This is a genomic window from Actinoplanes sp. NPDC051859, assembly GCF_044452725.1.
GTDB lineage: Bacteria > Actinomycetota > Actinomycetes > Mycobacteriales > Micromonosporaceae > Actinoplanes.
This window is the reverse complement of record NZ_JBITBX010000013.1, coordinates 1-19720: the sequence shown is the minus strand read 5'-3', so window position 1 is coordinate 19720 and position 19720 is coordinate 1. Positions and strand designations below refer to the sequence as shown.

Genomic DNA, 19720 nt, shown 5'->3' with positions numbered 1-19720 from the left:
GTTCCCTTAGCTCAGCTGGTAGAGCACCGCCTCGACAAGACGGGGGCCCCTGGTTCGAGTCCAGGAGGGAACACGCAGCACCTTGGCGCGGTGGACGAACAGGTAGAGTCACCCGGTTTTCACCCGGGAATGTGCGGGTTCGAGTCCCGTCCGCGCTGCGATGCCCTGGTAGCTCAGTGGATGGAGCGGCCGAATCCCACCCAGGGCATTTTGATCCGGCGTCGCCCAATTGGCAGGGCAGCGGACTGTTGATCCGTACGGTGGTGGTTCGAGTCCACTCGCCGGAGTGCTTCCGTTCACGCCGCGGTTTCGCGGTTCCGCCTGTGTAGCTCAATCCGGGAGAGCGCCGTCCTTACAAGACGGATGTTGGGGGTTCGAATCCCTCCGCAGGCACGTTACCTGTTGGCCTTGTGACGTTCCCGGTGGAGCGCCCCGCCTGCAAAGCGGGTGACTTCCGGTTCAACTCCGGGCGAGGCCTCGACACATGCCATCCGCTGTTGAGCGTACGCAGACGGGCGCTGGAGCCCGCCGCCTCTCATATGGGCGGGTCGCTCGGTTCGAGCCCGAGGTCTGCGACCGAAAGGCGCTGGTAGCCGCGACCGTAACGCGTGCCCCTTGACTAGTCACTTGCATTTTGCAAGCATGGGCTGCATGAGCCTCTTCATCACCTGCCCGGTCGAAAACGTCGAGCGCGCAACCGCCTTCTACACCGCCCTCGGCTGGACCCTCAACGCCGAGATGTCCGACCACAACGTTTCCTGCTTCGCGATCGCGCCCGAGCAATACGTCATGCTCGGCAGCCGTGAGATGTATGCGAGCGTCGGCGGAGTCGAGGAACTGATCGGCGGGCCTCAGACGCCTTCGAAGGTCACGGTCTCGTTCGATCTGGGCAGCCGCGAGGCGGTCGACGAACTCGTCGAGCGCGCCGGCGCCGCCGGCGGGCGGATCGGTGACACCGACGACTACCCGTTCATGTACCAGCGCCAGTTCGACGACCCCGACGGCTACCACTACTCACCGTTCTGGATGAAGGCGGACGCCGACCCGGCCGCGTGAGCGACCTCGCCGCGGCCCTCGACGTCGTCGGAGCACGGTGGGCGCTGCTCATCGTGGAACGGCTGCTCGACGGGCCACAACGCTATGGCGATCTGCAACGCGACCTCGGCGCACCGACGAACATGCTCGCGACACGCCTCCGTGAGCTCGAAGCGGCGGGCGTGCTGGTCCGCCTACCGCTTCGACATAACACTCGGGCCTATGCGCTGACCGAGCGCGGGCTTGCCTTGCGCGAAGCGATCGTCGCACTCGGCAACTGGGGCAAGAGCGACGCCTAGGAACCGGCTCTCACGTCGTTCAGTGATGTCAGAGCACCCGTGGCGGGGTGTTGCCCGCGGCGACGATGGCCCGGCGCATCGGTACCGCCGCCAACAGGGCGAACCCGATCACGAAGAAGATCAACAGGGAGACCAGGCCCACCCGGTAGCTGGCGGTGAGTTGGAAGACCAGCCCGAATGCCAACGGCCCCAACCAACTGGTGCCCTTGTCGCTGATCTCGTAGAAGCCGTAGTATTCGCCCTCTTTGCCGGCCGGGATCAGCTGGGCGAACAGTGACCGGCTCAGCGCCTGACTGCCGCCGAGCACCAGCCCGATCGCCGCGCCGAGCACCATGAACGGTACCGGCGCCTCGGCCGGCAGCCGGAACGCCGCCACGACGACCGCCGTCCACAGGACGAGGCTCAGCAGCACCGTCTTGCGTGCCCCGATCCGTGCGGCCAACCCGCCGAGCAGCAGCGCCCCGCCGAAGGCCAGGAACTGCACGAGCAGGATCGTGATGATCAGCGTGGTCTGGTCCAGGCGCAATTCCTCGGTACCGTACTGACTGGCCAGCGCGATCACCGTCTGGATGCCGTCGTTGTAAACCAGGAACGCCAGCAGGAAGAACAGCGTCAGCGGGTACGCCCGCATCGCACGCATGGTGCCCCGCAACTGCCGGAACCCGTCGACCAGTACGTTGTCGCGCCGTTCGGTGGCCTCCGCACCCGGACGTTCCCGCAGCCAGCGCAGCGGCACCAGGGTGAACAGCGCCCACCAGATCCCGGCCGACACGATCGACCAGCGGGCCACGTCGAGGGTGCGTTGTGCGTCGCCGTCCACGGCGAACGCGCTCACCGCGACCAGGTTGCCCAGCAGCAACAGCCCGCCGCCCAGGTAGCCGAGCGCCCAACCGCGGCTGGAGATGGCGTCGCGCTCGTCCGGGCCGCCGAGCTGCGGCAGGAACGAGTTGTACACCACCACCGCGGCGCCGAACGCGATGTTCGCCACCACGAACAGTGCGCCGCCCAGCAGATACCGCTCGCCGGTAACGAACACCATCGCTACCGTCGCCCCGGCGCCGGTGTACGCCGCGGCAGCGAGCAGCCGCTTCTTGTGCAGCGACCGGTCGGCGACCGCCCCCATGATCGGCAGCACGAACACGGTCAGGAAAACCGACAGCGACACCAGATAGGGAAAGTACGAGCCGGCGGCCACCGTGATGCCCAGCGGATGGACCGACCCGGCGCAGTCGTCGGCGCCGAGCGGGCAGCCGGCCGCCTGCTCGGCAACGCTGGTGAGGAACGGACCCAGGAACACGGTGATCACCGTGGTGGAGAACGCCGACATCGCCCAGTCATAGAAGTACCAGCCAGTGCGTTCGGCGCGGGTGCTGCGGCCCGGGGTGGCGTCGGTGATGGACGCGGCCATGCGAGTCCTCGTCTTCGGACGGCCGGCGCGGCCGGCAGGGGGCGGTGGGTCAGCTGGGCCAGTGTCCACGCTCGGCATACACGTCGCGCAGCACCTCCAGGTGATCGGTCATGATGCCATCCACGCCGAGATCCAGTAACCGTCGGATGGTCGCGGCGTCGTCCACCGTCCAGACGTGTACCTGCACACCGAGCCGGTGCGCGGCGCGCACAAAGCGTCGGTCGACCACCGGCACCCCGGCGTGTCGCAGCGGCACCTGCGCTGCCACCGCCCCGACCGGCACTCGCATCGGCAGGCCGGTCAGCGACGTCACCCGCAGCCGGGCCACCTCCCGCATGCCGAGCGACGTAGCCACCTGCGGGCCGGCCAGGGCACGCAGTCGCGCCAACCGGGCGTCGCCGAACGAGGTCAGCAGGACCCGCCGCTCGGCACCGGCGCGGCGCACCACCTGCACGGTGGCCTCTTCGGCCCCGTCGGCCTTGACATCGATGTTGAACCGTACGTCGGGCCACGCAGCCAGGATTTCCGCCAGGCGTGGCACCGCGGCGGCGCCTCCGACGCGTACGGTGGCCAGGTCCGCCATGCGCAACGCGGCCACCCGCGCCGACTGTCCGGCAACGCGGGTGAGGGTGGCATCGTGCATCACCACCGGCACCCCGTCGGCGGTGGTGTGCACGTCGGTCTCGATGTACCGGTACCCCATCGCCACGGCTCGGGCGAACGCCTCGGCGGTGTTCTCGTCCCCGGCGGCGGCCCCACCTCGGTGGGCGAACGCCAACGGCGTCGGGGCGTCCAGGTACGGGCACGGCTGCGACATGCGGGCACCCTACGCCGCTGAGGCCGTGCTGCACTCAGCCGGTCGGACTGGAATGGATCTTCTGGTAGGGAAAGCGGTGCTACGGGGTCGGACTCCGCCGCGGTTCCGCCCGCCGACTCGGGCCGGGCACTGCGCTCGTCAGCTGCGCTGCCGGTGCGGAATGTGGCTTTCGCTGCACTGATCCGTATATCTCGGCAGGATTCTGAAGCGCGGTGGTCGGCCACCCGGTACGCCCGGACGGCGTGGCTCTGGGTGTGCCCGAAGGGCCGTGACCGGCGCGGCCTTCTCACCAATGAGGGCCGCGAGCCAGGCGAACCGGCCCCACCGAAACCGCGATGTCGACAGCAGCGCCGCGCTGGCGCACGGCGAGGACGCCGTCTCGGGACAACTCGGCACCCACCTCCCGCGCCGCATCCATCAGGTCGCGCCAGGACTCACCGCCCACCACCCGGGCGGCGTCGCTGGGGCAGATGGTCGCGTCGGGGCGGCGATGTCGCAGCAGTGCGCACATCGCCGCCGCGAGCCGTTTACGCTGCCCTGCGGGCGTCGGTTTCCACCATGGTTCGCCGCGCTCGCCCAGCGCCACCTCTGCGTCCTGCAGGCGGTGACGGGCCACGTCCGGATCGGTAACAGCCTGCTGGCGGGCGTCGCTGAGCTCGCTGACCAATTCGCGGCGCAACGACTCCGGAATGGCCGGATCCGCAGCCCGCAGCCGTCGACCGGACACGATCAGGTATCGGCCGTCCGCCGTCCGGGTGCCACCCCCACCAGCACTCATCCCGCCATTGTGCTCGACGGGGCCGTTCTCCGAAGCGGACTCAATGGTCAAGTGCGGCCCGGGAGCATCTCCCGGGCCGCACTTTGCTTTCAGGATTCGGTGATGGCCGACGCCCGGGTGGTGGAGCCTTCGACGGTGTCGCGTCGGGGTGTGCCGGTGTTGATGGTGATGCGGCGCGGCTTGGCGGCTTCGGCGACGGGGATGGTCAGGGTGAGCACCCCGTCCTGCCAGGTCGCGGTGATCTTCGCCAGGTCGAGCCCGTTGCCCAGAGTGATCCGTCGCTCGAAGGTGCCCGTCGCACGCTCCCGGCGGACCCACTGCACGTCCTCGTCGGTGGTGGCGGTGCGCTCGGCGCGGATCGTCAGCACGTTCTGATCGACGTCGACCTGCACGGAACCGGGATCGATGCCCGCCAGATCACAGCGCAGCACGAAGTGGTCACCGGAGCGGTACAGGTCCATCGGCATCGCCAGATTGGCGGCGCCGGCAACGGCGGGACCGGTGGCGAACATCTGACCGGCGAGGCGGTCGATCTCGCGGAAAGGATCGAAAGTCAGCACCACGAACCTCCTTCTCATCGTCCGCCGGCCGGTCCGGCGGACGCGTGGCACTCGGCTAGCAATCAGTTCTGCCGAGCCGCTGCGAGGGAGTTTCCCGTGGTGCATCACCACGAGTGACCAGCAGCGACACCTCATTTCTTAGCACTCGATGGCGGGGAGTGCAAAGGGATCCGGGCAAATTTTTCCGGTGCGTTCGTCACGGTGGTGCGCTGATCAGCTCACGAAGGAAGTCGTTAGGCACCGCGTGGACTGCGCGGCATACTGCACTGTCGACGTGGTGACCATGAGCCCCCTTCCGATAGCGACAGGATGGCCCCGATGATCCCGCACAACGTCTTCGTGCAGCGGTTTCGCGCCGCTACCGCCCGGGGGAGCTTGCCCACCACGCTCGTCGCTGCTTGGGAGCAGATCGTCGAGTCGTGTGAAGAGGGTTACGGTGATGAGCTAGCCGAGTACCGATTCGATCTCCAAGCGCGGGACGTCATCGAACAGGTCTTCCACTACGGGCCGCTTCAGGAGTGTCCGCAAATGGGGTGGGTGCGGGAACAGGTCGCGGCGTTGGATCTGCGGTTCCGGGCGCTGCTGCAGCAAGACGTCGTCGAGCCAGGGCCGCAGGATGAGCCGTGGTGGCGCCGGCACCCGCTGCGGTACGCCGGAGCGAAGCCAGCAGCCGAGTATGCCCGGTACGGCGTTCACGTCGAGGTCCGAGAAGTTTAAGCGGTGGACTCCCTTTCCGGCCATGGATGCCCCGCTCGTTGTCTTCGATAGCCAGCGGGTTTTGTGTGCTGCGGCCCGTATGTGTATGAGAGCGTGTAGTTCAGGGTCGCGTCGCCGTGCCGGGCGGAGGTCAGCACCGCCGCCGGACTCAGGCGCAGCAGGACGGGTGCGCCCTCGCGGTCGGTGAATGCGTACGTCCTCGAGCGGTACTCGTGCAGGGTCTTGGTGCCCGCGTGGTGGACATCCTCGGTGAGTTCGGAAGCGGGCGGCAGGAGAAACTCTTCGATGTGGGCGTCGAGACTCACTGCCTTCGGCGTGAAGGCGCGACTCTTGGAACTCCGGGACGTCGACGTCGACGTCGACGGCGCCGAGAGCGCCGATGCGCAGATCTTGCGCAGGCCGGGGGAGTCCACCGAGCACGTCTTCCCCTGCAACCGGCCTGCACCTGTCCTGCACCCTGCCGCGAACCGATCTGCACCGGAATCCAGCTGATACTGGCAGGCAAGTCCGGCCGAACGGGGGAGTGCGTATGAACGTTAACGAGGTTCTGGTCCGGGTTGCCCAGCTCCAGGCGCAGGCAGTGCCGAGCTACGGTACGTCGACGTCGGGCACCCAGTTTGCCGCGGTGCTCAACCAGCTCCAGACCGGTGAGCAGAACCGGACCATGACAGCCGGGTCGAGCCTGGCAGGCCTGCTGGGCGACAGCGCGCTGGCGCCCACCCTCCTGCCGGCCGGGCTGCGCGCCGCGATCGACGCCGGTCCCGCCATGCTGGCGGCCTCGGACTCGACGGCGCCGGAGGCGGCCACTGCGGCCGCCGCCACCGCATCGCCGGCATCGGCCGGTGGGTGCCGCTGCGAGACGCCGCACTGACCCGGACGCCTTACGGCCGGACCGGGACGTCGCTAGGACGTCCCGGTCCGGCTCATGCCGTTTCCTGACTGGCGGCAGGGTGCTCTCTCTCCGTCAACAACGGGCGAACGGCGCGATGCCGAGCCGCGCATGTGTCGCGCAGGCATCGAATGAGATTGCTGCTGTATCTGTCGCCGGGAGGCCGCCGGGAAGCGAATTCGCAGGCCCCGTGACTTGGTGCAGTGGCAACACGCTCGTATCGGCTGGAAGTTTCCGGGATCAGTCCAGTATCCGAGCCATTCCGACTGAATTCGGTGCGGTATTGCGGAATCCGTGACGGTGGTACAGGCGGCGTCCGGGAGCATCGGCCAGCAGATTGACGTAGGCGCCGGGCGGAGCGCCGCGGCGGATGGCAGCCAGCAATGCCCGCGAGCCGAGCCATCGACTCACGGGCAGTCGCTTCGTCAGCGGATGGTGACCAGGTCCCGCAACTCGGTCCGGGCCTCGTCGTGCGCCGCGCTCAGCCGCTTGGCCTTGGCGGACGCTGGCGGGTCCGGCACGGGGACCGGCTCGCACTGCTTGTCGGAACGACTGCCGGACACCCGCGTCGGCAGGGCGCCGGTGTCCAGGTACGCGGCGATGGTGTCATCGGTGCACGCGATCCCGCTGAGCGAACCGGAGTGCGTCGTACCCCCGACGCCCTCCACCAGCACCGACGGCGGGAAGCGCTTGCGGACTTCCAGGCTGGGAGACTAGCCATCCGCACATGCAGATGCATCACCATCATCGAGGTGTCGGAGGTCGACGACCCGGTCGGCCCAGCGGTCCATGAGGGCGGGGTCGTGGGTGACGAGCAGGACTCCGGCTCCGGTGTCGTTCTGGTAGCGGGTGATGACGGCGGCGACGAGGGCTTGGGTGGCGGCGTCGAGCATGGTGGTCGCTTCGTCGCAGAGCAGGTAGTCCGGGCGGTGGACCAGGGCTCGTGCCAGGCAGGCCCGTTGCAGTTGTCCGTCGCTGACGGCGTGCGGGCGGCGGGTCAGCAGGTCTGCGGTGAGTCCGACCGTGTCGGCGAGGTCTGCGACCCGCGCCGCGATGGTGTCCCGGGGCGCTCGGGTGGCGCGCAGGGGTTCGGCGATGAGGTCGGCGAGGGTGAGCCGCGGGTCGGCGGCAGCGCGGGGACTCTGAAACAAAACCGCGATTCGGGTACGGACGTCCACGGGCACCTGGTATCGGATGCCACTGATCGGTGTGCCGTCGAGCAGGACCTGTCCCGTCTCCGGGCGGTGCAGCAGGGCGAGGACGCGGACCAGGGTGGACTTGCCGCACCCGGACGGGCCGCGCAGTCCCACTGTCTCGCCGCGGTCGACGTGCAGGTTCATCCGGTCGAGGACGGTCTGCCGGCCGTAGGCGACGGTGACTTGGTCGGCGGTGAGGCGGCCGGTCATGCCGGTGCTCCGATCGGGTGGTGGCAGGCGACCCGGTCCGCACCCAGTTCCGGCGGGGTGGCGCAGTCGTCGGCCGCGTACCGGCAGCGGGGTGCGAACGCGCATCCCGGCGGCAGCGCGGTCAGCATCGGTGGATGGCCGGGGATCGGGGCGAACGCCCGGTCCGGCAGCGCATCAAGCAGCGCATGCGCATAGGGGTGCCGCGGTCCGGCGAAGAATGCGGTGGCGGGCCGGTGTTCGACGATGCGGCTGGCGTACATGACGGCGACGGTGTCGGCGACGCGTTCGGCGGCGGCGAGGTCATGGGTGATCAGGATGACCGATCCGCCCGCGTCGCAGCGCTGCCGGAGCAGGTCGAGGGTGGCGTCGACCAGTGGCCGGTCGAGTCCGGAGGTCGGTTCGTCGGCGAGGAGCACCTGCGGTTCGGGGGCCAGCGCCAGCGCGGTGACGAGGCGCTGGGCCATGCCACCGGACAGCTCGTGCGGGTACCGGTCGAGGTCGGCCGCGGTGAGGCCGACGGATGCGGCGACCGCCTCGGCCGTCGCCGGCTGGCGCCCGTGTGCCTGCAGGGTTTCCTCGAGCAGTCGTCGCCCGGTCCGGACCGGCGTGAGGGCGGTGGCCGGGCTCTGCGGCACGAGCCCGACCCGGCGGCCCCGCACCGAGCGGGCGAGGGTGCGTTCATCGGCGCCGAGCAGACCGACTGGGTCGCCGTCGCCGTGCAGCAGCGCGGTGCCGGTGACCTCGGCATTGCCGGGCAGCAGCCCGAGCAGGGCATGGGCGAGGACGGACTTGCCGCACCCGGACTCGCCGACCACGGCGAGCAGTTCGCCCGGCCGCAGGGTGAGGTCGAGATCGGTGACGGCCTGCACGACGGCGCCGCGCATCCGGAACCGGACGGTCAGCCCGGACACCGTCAACCGCAGGTCGGTGCGGGTGCGGGGATCGGCGGTGGTGGTCACAGTTGCAGCTCCGCTCGTACCCGGGGATCGAGGCGGTCGCGCCAGCGGGCGACGACCGCGGCCAGCGCGAGGGTGACGATCACGATGACCAGGCCGGGCATGATGCTGGCCCACCACGCCCCGGTCAGCAGCGACCCCTGCCCGTCGTTGATCATGTTGCCGAGCGAAGCCAGGTGTGGTGGCAGCCCGAGGCCGAGGAACGACAGCGCGGTCTCGTGCCACACCGCGTGCGGCACCATCAGCGTCGTCGCCAGCGCCAGCTTCGGCAGCACGTGCGGCAGCAGGTGCCGGGTCAGTACCCGGGCCCGGGACGCGCCGCCGGAGATGGCGGCGTCGATGAACGGCCGCGAGCGCAGGCTGAGCACCTCGGAGCGGACGATTCGGGCGGTGGACAGCCAGTGGGTCAACCCGACGGACAGGATGACCGCGCCGAGGCTGGGCCGCAGCATCGCCACGATGAAGATCCCCAGCAGCAGGTGCGGCAGCGCCGCGACGGTGTCGACCACCCGCATCAGCACCCGGTCGACGACGCCGCCGAACGTTCCGGCGATCCCGCCGACGACACCCCCGATGACGGTGGCGACCAGGGCCGCGACGGCGCCGACGAGCAGCGAGACCCGCAGCCCGTAGAGGGTGCGGTGCGCGACGTCGCGCCCCAGGTCGTCGGTGCCGGCGAGATGCGCGAACGACGGCGGCAGGCGGGTCTGGTCGAGGGCGATCGCGCTCTGGTCCAGCGGCCACAGTACGGGGGCTAGCAGGCACGCCCCGATCGCGACGACCAGCACCGCCACCGCGACGGTCGTGCCGGTCTGTCCGGGGCGCAGCCGCAACACCGGGCGGCGGCGCAGGGTGAGGTCAGCCATCGAGGCGCACCCGCGGGTCGGCCGCCGCGTAGGCGAGGTCGGTGAGCAGGTTCGCGGTCAGCACCACCACGGTGGTGACCAGGGTGATTGCCGCGAGCAGCGGGAAGTCGCTGCCCAGGGCGGCCTGCACGGTCACCGCACCCAGACCCGGCAGCGAGAACACCGTCTCGACCAGGACCGCCCCACCCACCAACTCGGGCAGATGGGTGCCGATCAGCGTGAGGAACGGCAGCAGCGCGGTGCGTAACGCGTGGCCGAACAGGACGGTCCGGCCGGGCAGCCCACGAGCCTTGGCCGCGAGGACGTGGTCGTCGCGCAGGCTCTCCGCCACCGAGTCGCGGACGAACAGCAGGAACCACGGCGCCTGCGACACCGCGAGCACGGCGATCGGCAGGACCAGGTGCCATGCCACGTCCGTGAACGACGTCCCGGTCGCGGTCACCTCGGTCAGCCCGCCGGCCGGCAGCCACCCCAAGGTGAGCGCGAACAGGGCGATCGCGGCCAGCGCGATCCAGAACACCGGCATCGCCTCGACCGCATAGGCCACGGCCCGCAACCCACGATCAAAGACACCACCGCGACGGTACGCGGCCAGGGTCCCCACCAACAGACTGACGATCAGCACCCCGGCGAGCGCCGCGCCCACCAGCAGCAACGTCCATCCCGCCCGCGCGCCGAGCACCTCGGTCACGGGCTCGTGCCGGCTCGTCGACCAGCCCAGGTCGCCGCGCAGCAGGTTGCCGACCCAGCGCAGGTACTGCACCGGCAGCGGGTCGTCGACACCCCAGTTGGCACGGATCTGCGCCAGGTTCTCCTCCGTCGCGGTGAACGCGGCCGCGCCGGCGTACTGCTTCGCCGGGTCGATCGGCGACGCCGCACCGAGCAGGAACATGCCGATGCTCGTGGCGATCAACACCGGCACCGCCACCAGGAGCCGGCGCCGGATCACCGCACCCGCACCCGCTATGCCCCGCCGCTTTGCCGGGGCCTCAGGTGCTGCGGTCACTTGCGGGTCCAGGTGTTGATGTTCCACCACAGGCTGTTCTCGACGCCGTGCTCGTGCGGCTCCACCCGCGGACTCACTCCGGCGACGCTCGACTTCACCACGTACGTGTGCTTCAGGTAGGTGAGGAACACCCACGGGGCGTCCGCGGCGAGCTGCTTCTGCACGGTCGCGTACGCCGCCTTGCGCTTCGCCGGGTCGGCCTGGTCGCGGCCGTCCTGCAACGCCTTGTCGGTGACCGCGGACTTGTACGAGCCCGGGTTGAAGAAGCCCTGCCCGGCGAAAGGCGACGCGAACAGCTTGTAGGTGATGAAGTCCGGGTCGTACGGCGTGCCCCAGCCCATGATCAGCGCATCGGACTTCATCCGCGGCTCGATCGCGTCCCACGTCAGGCCCTCCGGGCTGACCGAGATACCGATCTTCTTCGCGTCGGCGGTGACCGCGAGGGCAAGCTCCTTGCGCAGGCTGTCACCCGCCGGGTACATCAGCGTGAACGCCGCCGCCTGGCCGCCCTTCGCCCGCATACCGTCCGGCCCAGTGGCCCACCCGGCACCGTCGAGCAGCGCCGTCGCGGCCGCCGTGTCCGCGGTGGCCTTTCCGGCGCTGGACGCGTCGAAGTACTCCGACGAGGGGGCGACCGGCCCGAAGGCGGGCTCGCCCGCACCGGCGAGGACGCCGGTCACCATCGCCGACCGGTCGAGGCCCAGCGACAACGCCCGCCGAATCGCCACGTCACCGGTCACCGGGTTGCTGAACGGCAACATGACGCCGCGGTAGTCGCCGGTCGGGACCCGCTGGACCCCGTACCCGTTGGCGGTGTCGAACCCGGCCGCGAGCTTCGGTGCCAGCTCGGCCGCGTCGAATTCGCCTGCGCGCATCCGCTGCGCGCGCACGTTGTCGTCGCCGACGAACGCCACGACGACCTTGTTGTTGGCCGGCTTGCCGCCCCAGTAGGTGGCGTTCGCGGCCAGCACGAGGCGGTCACCGGCGGTCCAGGACTCCACCTTGTACGGCCCGGTGCCGACCGGCTTACGGTTGAACGCGGCCTTGTTGATGTCCTGCCCGCTCAGCGCCTTCGCCGGGACGACGCCCAGGGTGAGCCGCTGCAGGAACGGCGCGTACGCGTACTTCAACGCGAACACCACCGTGGCCGGGTCGGACGCGGTGACTGAGGTCAGCATCTCGAGGTCGGAGCGCAGCGTCGAGTCGATCTTCGGGTCGAGCACCGACTGGTACGTGAACACGACGTCCTGAGCGGTCAGCGGCGTGCCGTCGTGGAAGGTGACCCCCGGGCGGATCTTCGCCGTCACCGTCTTGCCGTCGGCGGACACCGCCGGCAGTTCGGCGGCCAGCGCCGGGACCAGGGCGTTGCTGACGTCCCGCGCGACGAGGCCGTCGAAGATCAGCGAGGCGCCGTCGACGCCGTAGTTCAGCACCGGGTTCAGCGTGTCCGGCTCACCGGAGGTCGCCACCACGAACGTGTCCGGGGCGGCCGACGAGCCGGTGCTGGAAGGCGATGAGCACGCCGACAGGGCGAGCATCCCGGCCACGACGAACGCCGCCGACCGCAACGAGAACAGGGGGGACCGAACCATCAACGACAACTCCACGCTCAGGATCGGACGACCATCCCGCCGATCTGGCACCATGCTGTCGCAGTTGCCTCAAACTTGCAATAAGAGAGGCGCACTACCGGGTGGAGCCCTGACGCCTACCTCCTGATTGCGGGTCGTTCGTCCAGTGGTTGCCCGTCCTGCGTTATTGCATCACGGTGGCAACTGCCCAATAATGGCGTTGGATCGGTGCTGCCCGCCGGTCCGTGGCAAGGGCGTTCCGGCCCGCGATGATCCAGCAGCCGGGGCGCCCTTGTGCGCTCGCTTCCCGGTTGCGGGCCGGGACGGGGTTTGGCTGTCGCTTCTACCGTGCAGACGCCGGGAGGTCCGGGGTTGACCGGGTGGAGGGGAGTGTGGCGTGCCGGTGACGTTCGCCGCGGGGTCGGCCGGTGTGGAGCAGATCATGGATCGGGCAGCACAAGCCGGAATGCGCCGTACCCGGGCGTGCCGGGCAGTCGTGACGGTGTTGGCACGCGATGCGGGGCTGAGCGCGGCGGCGGTGCATCGCCGCTTGGCGGATGAAGGCGTAGCGGTGGACCTGTCGACGGCGCACCGGGTGCTGGCTCGGCTGGAACGCGCCGGGGTGGTACAGGCGGTTTCCGCCGGTGGCTCTATCGGCTATCGCCTGGTCCGGCGCGACGTCCACAGCCTGGTGTGCCGGCGGTGTGACCGGGAGGTGTCGGTGCCAGCGGCGGTAATAGCGTCGCTTCTCGCGCATGCCCGGCGGTCCGGCTTCGAGGTGTCCGACACCGCCCTTCTGACGTTCGGGTCATGTCAGGACTGCGAGCCGTGACAACTCGGAGCCCATTGCTGTGCTTCATCCGCAGGAGGATGAGATATGCCCGCTGAGACCCCATACGCCGATGACCTGAACTCGTTGCCGTCGCTGGCCTCGCGCTATGTGGACGTGGACGGGCTGCCGTGGAAGCCGATCGGTTTTCCGGGCATCGAGATGAAGGTGCTGCTGCGCGAGCCGGAAACGGGTCTGTTGACGGCGTTGTTCCGCTGGCAGCCGGGTGCGGTGCTGCCCTTGCACGAGCACGTCGAGATCGAGCAGACGTACGTGCTGGAAGGCAGCATCGTCGACGCCGAGGGCGAGACCACCGCAGGGAACTACTCGTGGCGCCCGAAGGGCAACCAGCACCGCGCCACCGCCCCCCACGGCGCACTGGTCATCGCGTTCTTCCTGAAGCCCAACGTCTTCCTCGAAGGCCCGACCGCAGGGTCCACGCTGGAATGAGCCGGACGCAGCGCGCCTGCTGGATGCGTCAGCCGTGAAGATCGCAGGCTTCCGGCTGGGCGGCCGCGAGTCGTGGGGCCTGGTGGAGGACGACGCAGTGCTCGACTTGACCCACACGCCGGGCTTGCCGTACGCGGATGCCTCCGAGGCGTTGGCCGCGGAGACGGTCATGGACCTCGCGATGGCCGCCTGCGGCCGTAAACCCGATCACCGGCTGAGCGACGTCACGCTCTTGGCCCCGCTGTCCCGGCCGCGACGGCTGCTGTGGATTGCGCCGGCAACGCGGGAACCGAGCAACCTGATGGGTGCGCTCGCTGCCTCCGGTCACGAGGTTGCCGAGTCCGGAACGCCGCTTGCCGCGTCGGCCGGGTTCGCCGTAGTCATAGGCAGCCCCACCCGGCGGATTGCCGTCGAACGCGCCAGCGAGCACATCCTCGGCTACTCCTGCTTCACCCGCGTCACTACCGGCGCGGACGACGAGCGGGCGGTGGCCCGGGTGTTCGGGCCGTGGGTGGTCACCCGCGACGACCTGCCCCGCCTGACCGGCCAGGCCCTCGTCGTCACGGTGAATGGGGAGGTCACCGACCGTACGGACCTCGGCCGGATCGCCGACCCGATCGCTCAGACGATCGCGTCGGTCTCGCACGACGCGGCGTGGGGCCCGGGAGACGTTCTCGTTTTCGGTACGGCCGGCAGCCGGCGACTACGACCCGGCGACGTGCACACGGTGCGTGTCCCCGGGGTTGGTGAGTTGGTGAGCCGGGTTACGGCGGCGGGTGTGGCTGCTCCCGGCGTTGCTGGACCTTTCCACGTTCGCTGCGCGATGAAGGGGACCGCGAGATGATCTTCACTCAGTACTACCTGGACTGTCTGTCGCAGGCTTCGTACCTGGTCGGCGACGAGACCACGGGGCGGGCGGTGCTGGTGGACCCGCGCCGCGACATCGCCGAGTATCTCGCCGACGCCCGCACCCAGGGCCTCACTATCGTCGGTGTGATCAACACTCACTTCCACGCTGACTTCGTCGCTGGGCACCTGGAGGTGGCCGCCGCGACCGGCGCCTGGATCGGCTACGGGCACCGCGCGCAGACCGACTACCCGATCCGGCACCTCACCGACGGCGAGCGGATCAGCCTGGGGGACGTCACCCTGGAGGTCATGGAAACCCCGGGGCACACCCCGGAGTCGATCAGCGTGTTGATTCACGAGCGCGCCGACGATGCTGTCGCGTACGGGGTGCTGACCGGCGACGCCCTGTTCATCGGCGATGTCGGGCGCCCCGACCTGCTCGCCTCCGCCGGGGTCACGGCCGAGGAGTTGGGCCGGATGCTGCATGACAGTGTGCAGCGCAAACTGATGGGCCTGCCCGATGAGGTGCGGGTCTTTCCCGCCCACGGGGCCGGGTCGGCGTGCGGCAAGAACCTGTCCACCGAGCGGCAGTCGACCATCGGGGAGCAGCGCCGCACCAACTACGCCTGCGCACCGATGCCCGTCGAGCAGTTCCTGAGCCTGGTCACGGGCGGGCAGCCGATCACGCCGGGCTATTTCGCGTACGACGCGGACCTCAACCGTCGGACCCGGGCCCTCTTCGATCAGAGCGCGGTGGCGGCGCTGACTGTTGCCGAGTTTGCTGCGGCCCGCGCTGCCGGTGCCCTGGTCGTGGACGTTCGGGATCCTCAGGAGTTCGCCGCCGGGCACCTGCGGGGCGCGGTCAACGTGCCGTTCGACGGGCGTTTCGCCGAGACCGCCGGCACGGTGATCGCGCCGGACCGCACGCTCCTGGTGATCGCCCCTGCTGAACGAGCCGCCGACACGGTCCTGCGGTTGTCCCGGATCGGCTTCGACCGGGTCACCGGCTTCCTGCACGACTCACAGATCGCCCGGCTGGAGTCAGTGGGGGAGTTGGTCGCACCCGGCCGGGTCAGCGTGGATGACCTGCTTGCCGCGCTCGTACGGGCCGATCCGCCGCTGGTGCTCGATGTCCGTAATCCCGGCGAACTCGGGATCGGTGTCATCGGCGGCGCCCAGCACATCCCCCTCGCTCAACTGTCCGGCCGCCTCGACGAGATCGGCGGGGACCGGCCGATCGTCGTGCACTGCGCCGGGGGATACCGTTCGTCGGTCGCGGCCAGCCTGCTGCGTGCCGCCGGCCACCAGGACGTCCGCGACCTGATCGGCGGTTTCCACGCGTGGCAGGAATTCGAGCTGTCCCGCGCCTAGAGCCTGCGCCGCCCGGCCCGCGCAGACACGGTGTCGATCAGGCAGCGGTGCAGTTCTGGCAGATGCCGGCCAGCGTGATGCTCGCGCTGTCGAAGCGGAAGCCGGTCGCGGTTGCCGCTGCGGCCAGTGCGGGTGAGATCAGGGCTGCCGGGATTTCGACCTCGATGCCGCACCGTGCGCAGACGGCGTGGTGGTGGGCTTCGTCGGCCATGCCGTAGCGGGCTTCGCCCTGGCGGCCGAGGATGTGCACGACATGCTCGTCGGCCAGGGTGAGCAGGACGCGGTGCACGGTGGACCGGTCGATCTGCGGGAACCGGCTGCTGACAGTGTCATAGACCTGCTGGGCCGACAGATGCCCCGCGGCGCCGATCAGGACCTCCACCACGGCCGACTTGGCCACGGTCCATCGGCGTCCCCGGGCTCGGACATGCTCGCGGACCGCGTTCAGCCTGTGGTGCTGCTGTGCCGCTGTCACCCGCATCTCCCTCCGACCGTCCATCACTGTAGCCAGGTCCGGCACGAGATCGCCGGCTGGCATGCGGACGATCCACAGGTCCGTACCCGCCCAGGCCGGCACTGCATCGTGATTGCAATAGCCGCTAGAGTGCAGCAATGCCTGCGCGACCGATCACCTACTACGGCAATCCGGTGCTGCACCGTCGCTGCACCGATGTCACCGTCTTCGACAAAGCGCTCCAGGACCTGATCGAGGACATGTTCGACTCGATGTACGCCGCGCAGGGCGTCGGGCTGGCTGCCAACCAGATCGGCGTCGATCTGCAGGTGTTCGTATACGACTGCCCGGACGACGACGGCGTCCGCCACTGCGGGCACCTCATCAACCCGGTCCTTGAAGCCGCCTCCGCCCTGGCCGGAGAGGTAACGGCAGGGGAGGGCTGCCTGTCGGTGCCGGGCCCACGCGCCGAACTGCCCCGCGCGGCGCTGGCGTCGGTGACCGGCCTCGACCGGCTCGCCCGACCCGTCACGGTCTCCGGCACCGGCTACTTCGCCCGCTGCCTGCAACACGAGACCGACCACCTCAACGGCACCCTCTACGTCGACCGGCTGCCCCGGGCGCAACGCGACGCGCTGCTGCGCGAGGCCGGGCTGCGCTGAACCATGCCGCTGATTCTGGGGATCGAGACCTCGTGTGACGAGACTGGTGCCGGGCTGGTCCGTGACGGGGTCCTGCTCGGCGACGCGCTCGCGTCCAGCATGGACGAGCACGCTCGATTCGGCGGGGTGGTGCCGGAGATCGCCGCCCGCGCCCACCTGGAGGCCCTGCCGTCGATCGTACGAGCGGCCTTCGACCGGGCCGGGGTGGGCTTCGCCGACGTGGACGCGGTCGCCGTCACCGCCGGCCCCGGCCTGTCTACCGCCGTCCAGGTCGGGCTCGCCGCCGGCAAGGCGTACGCCCTCGCACTGGGTGTTCCGCTTTACGGGGTGCACCACCTCGCCGGGCACGCGGCGGTCGACGTCCTCGACCATGGACCGCTGCCGCAGCGTTGTGTCGCGCTGATCGTGTCCGGCGGGCACACCTCGCTGCTCGTGCTCAACGACCTGGTCCGCGACGAGATCGTGCACCTGGGCGACACCTGCGACGATGCCGCGGGGGAGGCCTTCGACAAGGTCGCCCGGCTGCTCGGCCTGCCCTACCCGGGTGGCCCGGCGATCGACCGCGCGGCCCGCGACGGAGACCCGCGGGCGATCGCATTCCCGAGGCCGCTGACCGGCCCCCGCGACGCCGCGTACGGGTTCTCGTTCTCGGGGTTGAAGACAGCGGTCGCCCGCTGGGTCGAGCGCCATGACGGGCCGCTGCCGGTTGCCGACGTCGCCGCTTCGTTCCAGGAAGCCGTGGCCGACACCCTGTCCCGCAAAGCCGTCGCCGCCTGCCGGGCGCACCAGGCTGACACCCTGCTGATGGTCGGCGGGGTCGCCGCGAACAGCCGCGTCCGCGCCTTGACCGCCCAGCGGTGTGCCGAGGCCGGAATCACGCTCCGGGTGCCCGCACCGCGGCTGTGCACCGACAACGGCGCCATGATCGCCGCAGTCGGCGACCTGCTGGTCCGGGCCGGGCTGCCACCCAGTCCCCTGGACATCGGCATGCAGCCCGTCGTGACCCTCACCCGCGCCCTGATCAGCTGAAACAGCAATCCAGCGCAAGGAAGGGTTACCTCACTGATCTGCTATTCCCTGGCTGTTGCAAGATGAAGGCAATAGCCCAGTCAATGCAGATTTGAGGTAGCGATGGCGATCTACACGCTTCCCGACATGCCCTACGACTACGGCGCGCTCGAGCCGGCGATGAGTGGGCAGATCCTGGAGCTGCACCACAGCAAGCACCACGCCGCGTACGTGAAGGGCAGCAACGACACCCTCGACCAGCTCGCCGAGGCCCGCGACAAGGGCGATTACTCGGCGCTGGTGGGTCTGGAGAAGACCCTGGCGTTCAACCTGTCCGGGCACGTGCTGCACTCGATCTTCTGGAACAACCTGTCCCCGGACGGCGGCGACCGCCCCGACGGCGAGCTGGCCGCGGCCATCGACGAGCACTTCGGCTCGTTCGAGGCGTTCTCCGGGCAGCTGTCCACGGCGACCAAGGGTGTGCAGGGTTCCGGTTGGGGCGTGCTCGCGTGGGAGCCGCTGTCGCAGCGGTTGATCGTGGAGCAGATCTACGACCACCACGGCAACGTCGGGCAGGGTTCCACGCCGATCCTGGCGTTCGATGCCTGGGAGCACGCGTACTACCTGCAGTACAAGAACGTCCGTCCGGACTACGTGGACCAGTTGTGGAAGCTCGTGAACTGGGCTGACGTGATCAAGCGGTTCGACGCTGCCCGCGCTGCGGGCAACCCTTTGATCGTCGCGCCGTGAGCGGGGCCGACGCGTCGTCGGCCTTTCACGCAGCGCAGCGCGCCGCCGGGGTCATCGCCGCGAAGCACCGCGGTGACCTCGACGGCGCGCACGCGCTGCTCGCCGCGTTCCCGGATGAGCAGACCCGCACCCGCGGCTTCCAACTGCTCGCCGAACTGGCCCTCACCCTCGTCAAAGACGCCACCGGGCAGAGCATGGACGAGCTCATCCGCGAGCTGTCATTGCATCTCGCCGCCGCCACCCTGCCGGACGAGCCCAGCACCGGATCCTGATCAGCAGCCTGTGCTGCCACGGTCGCGTCGTCGGGACGTCAGCCGGCGGCGGTCCGGGGCTGCGGGTGGACGGCGTCCAGAGCAGAGATCAGATCTTCGCGGGCGCGCGCCACCCGGGACCGGATCGTGCCGACCGGGCAGCCGCACGCTTCGGCGGCCTCGGCATATGACAGATCGGCAAGCTGGGTGAGCAGGAACGCCTCGCGCCGCTGCGGGTCGAGCCGCTCCGGCAGGTCGGTCAGGGCGTGGTGCTCGTCGAAGCGGTGACTGCCCTGCGGCGCCACCACGTCCGCGGTCTGCTGCCAATCCGGCAGCACGGCGACGCGGGGCCGGCGCCCGGCCCGCCGGACGTGGTCGGCAGCAACCCGGCGGGCGATGGTGTGCCCCGTCGGCACGTCCGGCGCCACCTGATCGACGAAAGGGCCGAACTTGCCCGGCGCCGCGAACCGCACCATCGATTATTCGGTGGCGGCGGACAGGGTGGCGATGCGCAGGGACAGGTCCCCGACGACGGTCCGCATGTCCTGTCCGGTGCCGTCGGCGACGATGGTCAGGGCGAGCTCGGTGAGCAGCAGGAATGCGTGCGCCCGCGCCGCGTCGTCGGTGAACGCCCCGGTCAGCTCCTGTGCGCCGGCGAGATCGCCGCGGTGGCGGGCCGCGACGATCCCTAGCTGTTCTGCCCAGAGAGGTTGGGAACGCGGCTGGCGGGTGGTCCGCCGATGGCGGTGTGGTGGCGGTGGTGATTGTAGGTGTGCAGGAATCGGGGT

Annotated in this window: 24 protein-coding genes, 5 tRNA genes and 2 pseudogenes; 17 read left to right on the top strand and 14 right to left on the bottom strand. The window is 69.8% G+C overall.

Annotated features, from left to right (window positions below; genetic code table 11):
- From ACIA1L_RS27725 to ACIA1L_RS27695, 7 genes are all read left to right on the top strand, one after another.
- Positions 1–73: transfer RNA gene (locus ACIA1L_RS27725), tRNA-Val, on the top strand.
- An 11-nt stretch (positions 74–84) separates the two neighbouring features.
- Positions 85–158 (top strand) — tRNA-Glu (locus ACIA1L_RS27720).
- A 56-nt stretch (positions 159–214) separates the two neighbouring features.
- Positions 215–287, top strand: a tRNA-Asn gene (locus ACIA1L_RS27715).
- Between the two features lie 32 nt (positions 288–319).
- A tRNA-Val gene (locus ACIA1L_RS27710) sits at positions 320–393 on the top strand.
- A gap of 11 nt (positions 394–404) precedes the next feature.
- Positions 405–478: transfer RNA gene (locus ACIA1L_RS27705), tRNA-Cys, on the top strand.
- Between the two features lie 173 nt (positions 479–651).
- Positions 652–1056: a VOC family protein gene (locus tag ACIA1L_RS27700; RefSeq protein ID WP_396075915.1), complete on the top strand. Its 405-nt coding sequence runs from the start codon at positions 652–654 to the stop codon at positions 1054–1056.
- A complete protein-coding gene (locus ACIA1L_RS27695; protein WP_396075914.1) occupies positions 1053–1334 on the top strand; it encodes a winged helix-turn-helix transcriptional regulator in 282 nt (93 codons plus the stop codon). Before ACIA1L_RS27700 ends, ACIA1L_RS27695 begins: the two co-directional genes overlap by 4 nt.
- Positions 1335–1362: 28 nt before the next feature.
- On the opposite strand, the gene ACIA1L_RS27690 is transcribed toward ACIA1L_RS27695, so the two are convergent.
- The 4 genes from ACIA1L_RS27690 to ACIA1L_RS27675 form a co-directional block, all read right to left on the bottom strand.
- A complete protein-coding gene (locus ACIA1L_RS27690) occupies positions 1363–2742 on the bottom strand; it encodes an MFS transporter (protein ID WP_396075912.1) in 1380 nt (459 codons plus the stop codon).
- A gap of 49 nt (positions 2743–2791) precedes the next feature.
- A complete protein-coding gene (locus ACIA1L_RS27685; RefSeq protein ID WP_396075911.1) occupies positions 2792–3559 on the bottom strand; it encodes a glycerophosphodiester phosphodiesterase family protein in 768 nt (255 codons plus the stop codon).
- Between the two features lie 286 nt (positions 3560–3845).
- On the bottom strand, positions 3846–4337 hold the full coding sequence (locus tag ACIA1L_RS27680) for a DUF3253 domain-containing protein (protein WP_396075910.1): 492 nt from the start codon (positions 4335–4337) through the stop codon (positions 3846–3848).
- 89 nt (positions 4338–4426) lie between these two features.
- Positions 4427–4897 carry an Hsp20/alpha crystallin family protein gene (locus ACIA1L_RS27675; RefSeq protein WP_396075909.1) on the bottom strand — a complete coding sequence of 157 codons (471 nt, stop codon included), beginning with the start codon at positions 4895–4897 and terminating at the stop codon, positions 4427–4429.
- Positions 4898–5215: 318 nt separating this feature from the next.
- On the opposite strand from ACIA1L_RS27675, the gene ACIA1L_RS27670 reads away from it, so the two are divergent.
- Positions 5216–5614, top strand: a complete 399-nt coding sequence (locus ACIA1L_RS27670) for a hypothetical protein (RefSeq protein WP_396075907.1) — start codon at positions 5216–5218, stop codon at positions 5612–5614.
- Here ACIA1L_RS27670 and ACIA1L_RS27665 read toward each other — a convergent pair.
- Positions 5611–6027 (bottom strand): hypothetical protein, encoded by a 417-nt coding sequence (locus ACIA1L_RS27665; RefSeq protein ID WP_396075906.1) that lies wholly within the window; start codon positions 6025–6027, stop codon positions 5611–5613. The genes ACIA1L_RS27670 and ACIA1L_RS27665 overlap by 4 nt on opposite strands.
- Before the next feature lie 116 nt (positions 6028–6143).
- Here ACIA1L_RS27665 and ACIA1L_RS27660 point away from each other — a divergent pair, with 116 nt between their 5' ends.
- On the top strand, positions 6144–6485 hold the full coding sequence (locus ACIA1L_RS27660) for a hypothetical protein (protein ID WP_396075905.1): 342 nt from the start codon (positions 6144–6146) through the stop codon (positions 6483–6485).
- A gap of 443 nt (positions 6486–6928) precedes the next feature.
- On the opposite strand, the gene ACIA1L_RS27655 is transcribed toward ACIA1L_RS27660, so the two are convergent.
- The 6 genes from ACIA1L_RS27655 to ACIA1L_RS27630 are packed head-to-tail and all read right to left on the bottom strand — an operon-like array spanning position 6929 to position 12329.
- Complete coding sequence (locus ACIA1L_RS27655; protein ID WP_396076045.1) at positions 6929–7207, bottom strand: alpha/beta hydrolase; 279 nt, start codon at positions 7205–7207, stop codon at positions 6929–6931.
- Positions 7208–7216: 9 nt separating this feature from the next.
- Entirely contained in the window at positions 7217–7909 is a 693-nt protein-coding gene (locus ACIA1L_RS27650) for an ABC transporter ATP-binding protein (protein ID WP_396075904.1), read from the bottom strand.
- Positions 7906–8868 (bottom strand): ABC transporter ATP-binding protein, encoded by a 963-nt coding sequence (locus ACIA1L_RS27645; protein ID WP_396075903.1) that lies wholly within the window; start codon positions 8866–8868, stop codon positions 7906–7908. The genes ACIA1L_RS27650 and ACIA1L_RS27645 overlap by 4 nt, the downstream gene beginning before the upstream one ends.
- Positions 8865–9731 carry an ABC transporter permease gene (locus tag ACIA1L_RS27640; RefSeq protein ID WP_396075902.1) on the bottom strand — a complete coding sequence of 289 codons (867 nt, stop codon included), beginning with the start codon at positions 9729–9731 and terminating at the stop codon, positions 8865–8867. Before ACIA1L_RS27640 ends, ACIA1L_RS27645 begins: the two co-directional genes overlap by 4 nt.
- Positions 9724–10737, bottom strand: coding sequence for an ABC transporter permease (locus ACIA1L_RS27635; protein ID WP_396075901.1), 1014 nt, complete (start codon positions 10735–10737; stop codon positions 9724–9726). Before ACIA1L_RS27635 ends, ACIA1L_RS27640 begins: the two co-directional genes overlap by 8 nt.
- Positions 10734–12329 carry an ABC transporter substrate-binding protein gene (locus ACIA1L_RS27630; protein WP_396075900.1) on the bottom strand — a complete coding sequence of 532 codons (1596 nt, stop codon included), beginning with the start codon at positions 12327–12329 and terminating at the stop codon, positions 10734–10736. The genes ACIA1L_RS27635 and ACIA1L_RS27630 overlap by 4 nt, the downstream gene beginning before the upstream one ends.
- Before the next feature lie 376 nt (positions 12330–12705).
- Between ACIA1L_RS27630 and ACIA1L_RS27625 the strand changes: the two genes are divergently transcribed.
- Genes ACIA1L_RS27625 through ACIA1L_RS27610 form a run of 4 tightly spaced genes read left to right on the top strand, consistent with a single transcriptional unit; the run spans position 12706 to position 15807 of the window.
- On the top strand, positions 12706–13140 hold the full coding sequence (locus ACIA1L_RS27625; protein ID WP_396075899.1) for a Fur family transcriptional regulator: 435 nt from the start codon (positions 12706–12708) through the stop codon (positions 13138–13140).
- Between the two features lie 45 nt (positions 13141–13185).
- Positions 13186–13587, top strand: a complete 402-nt coding sequence (locus ACIA1L_RS27620; protein WP_396075898.1) for a cupin domain-containing protein — start codon at positions 13186–13188, stop codon at positions 13585–13587.
- A 34-nt stretch (positions 13588–13621) separates the two neighbouring features.
- Entirely contained in the window at positions 13622–14431 is an 810-nt protein-coding gene (locus ACIA1L_RS27615; RefSeq protein WP_396075897.1) for a fumarylacetoacetate hydrolase family protein, read from the top strand.
- Positions 14428–15807, top strand: coding sequence for a rhodanese-like domain-containing protein (locus ACIA1L_RS27610; RefSeq protein ID WP_396075896.1), 1380 nt, complete (start codon positions 14428–14430; stop codon positions 15805–15807). The genes ACIA1L_RS27615 and ACIA1L_RS27610 overlap by 4 nt, the downstream gene beginning before the upstream one ends.
- Positions 15808–15844: 37 nt before the next feature.
- Here ACIA1L_RS27610 and ACIA1L_RS27605 read toward each other — a convergent pair whose 3' ends face one another.
- On the bottom strand, positions 15845–16282 hold the full coding sequence (locus tag ACIA1L_RS27605; RefSeq protein WP_396075895.1) for a Fur family transcriptional regulator: 438 nt from the start codon (positions 16280–16282) through the stop codon (positions 15845–15847).
- Positions 16283–16419: 137 nt separating this feature from the next.
- On the opposite strand from ACIA1L_RS27605, the gene def reads away from it, so the two are divergent.
- The 4 genes from def to ACIA1L_RS27585 all read left to right on the top strand — a co-directional run bounded on the left by def (position 16420) and on the right by ACIA1L_RS27585 (position 18953).
- On the top strand, positions 16420–16923 hold the full coding sequence (gene def, locus ACIA1L_RS27600; protein ID WP_396075894.1) for a peptide deformylase: 504 nt from the start codon (positions 16420–16422) through the stop codon (positions 16921–16923).
- A 3-nt stretch (positions 16924–16926) separates the two neighbouring features.
- Positions 16927–17952 carry a tRNA (adenosine(37)-N6)-threonylcarbamoyltransferase complex transferase subunit TsaD gene (gene tsaD / locus ACIA1L_RS27595; RefSeq protein WP_396075893.1) on the top strand — a complete coding sequence of 342 codons (1026 nt, stop codon included), beginning with the start codon at positions 16927–16929 and terminating at the stop codon, positions 17950–17952.
- A gap of 102 nt (positions 17953–18054) precedes the next feature.
- The gene (locus tag ACIA1L_RS27590) at positions 18055–18681 is read left to right on the top strand and encodes a superoxide dismutase (RefSeq protein ID WP_396075892.1); all 627 of its coding nucleotides are present in this window, start codon (positions 18055–18057) and stop codon (positions 18679–18681) included.
- Complete coding sequence (locus ACIA1L_RS27585) at positions 18678–18953, top strand: superoxide dismutase (protein ID WP_396075891.1); 276 nt, start codon at positions 18678–18680, stop codon at positions 18951–18953. Before ACIA1L_RS27590 ends, ACIA1L_RS27585 begins: the two co-directional genes overlap by 4 nt.
- Before the next feature lie 38 nt (positions 18954–18991).
- Here ACIA1L_RS27585 and ACIA1L_RS27580 read toward each other — a convergent pair.
- Positions 18992–19333 (bottom strand): annotated as a pseudogene (locus ACIA1L_RS27580) (sigma factor-like helix-turn-helix DNA-binding protein); the annotation flags it as partial.
- Positions 19334–19411: 78 nt separating this feature from the next.
- Positions 19412–19720 (bottom strand): annotated as a pseudogene (locus tag ACIA1L_RS27575) (hypothetical protein); the annotation flags it as partial.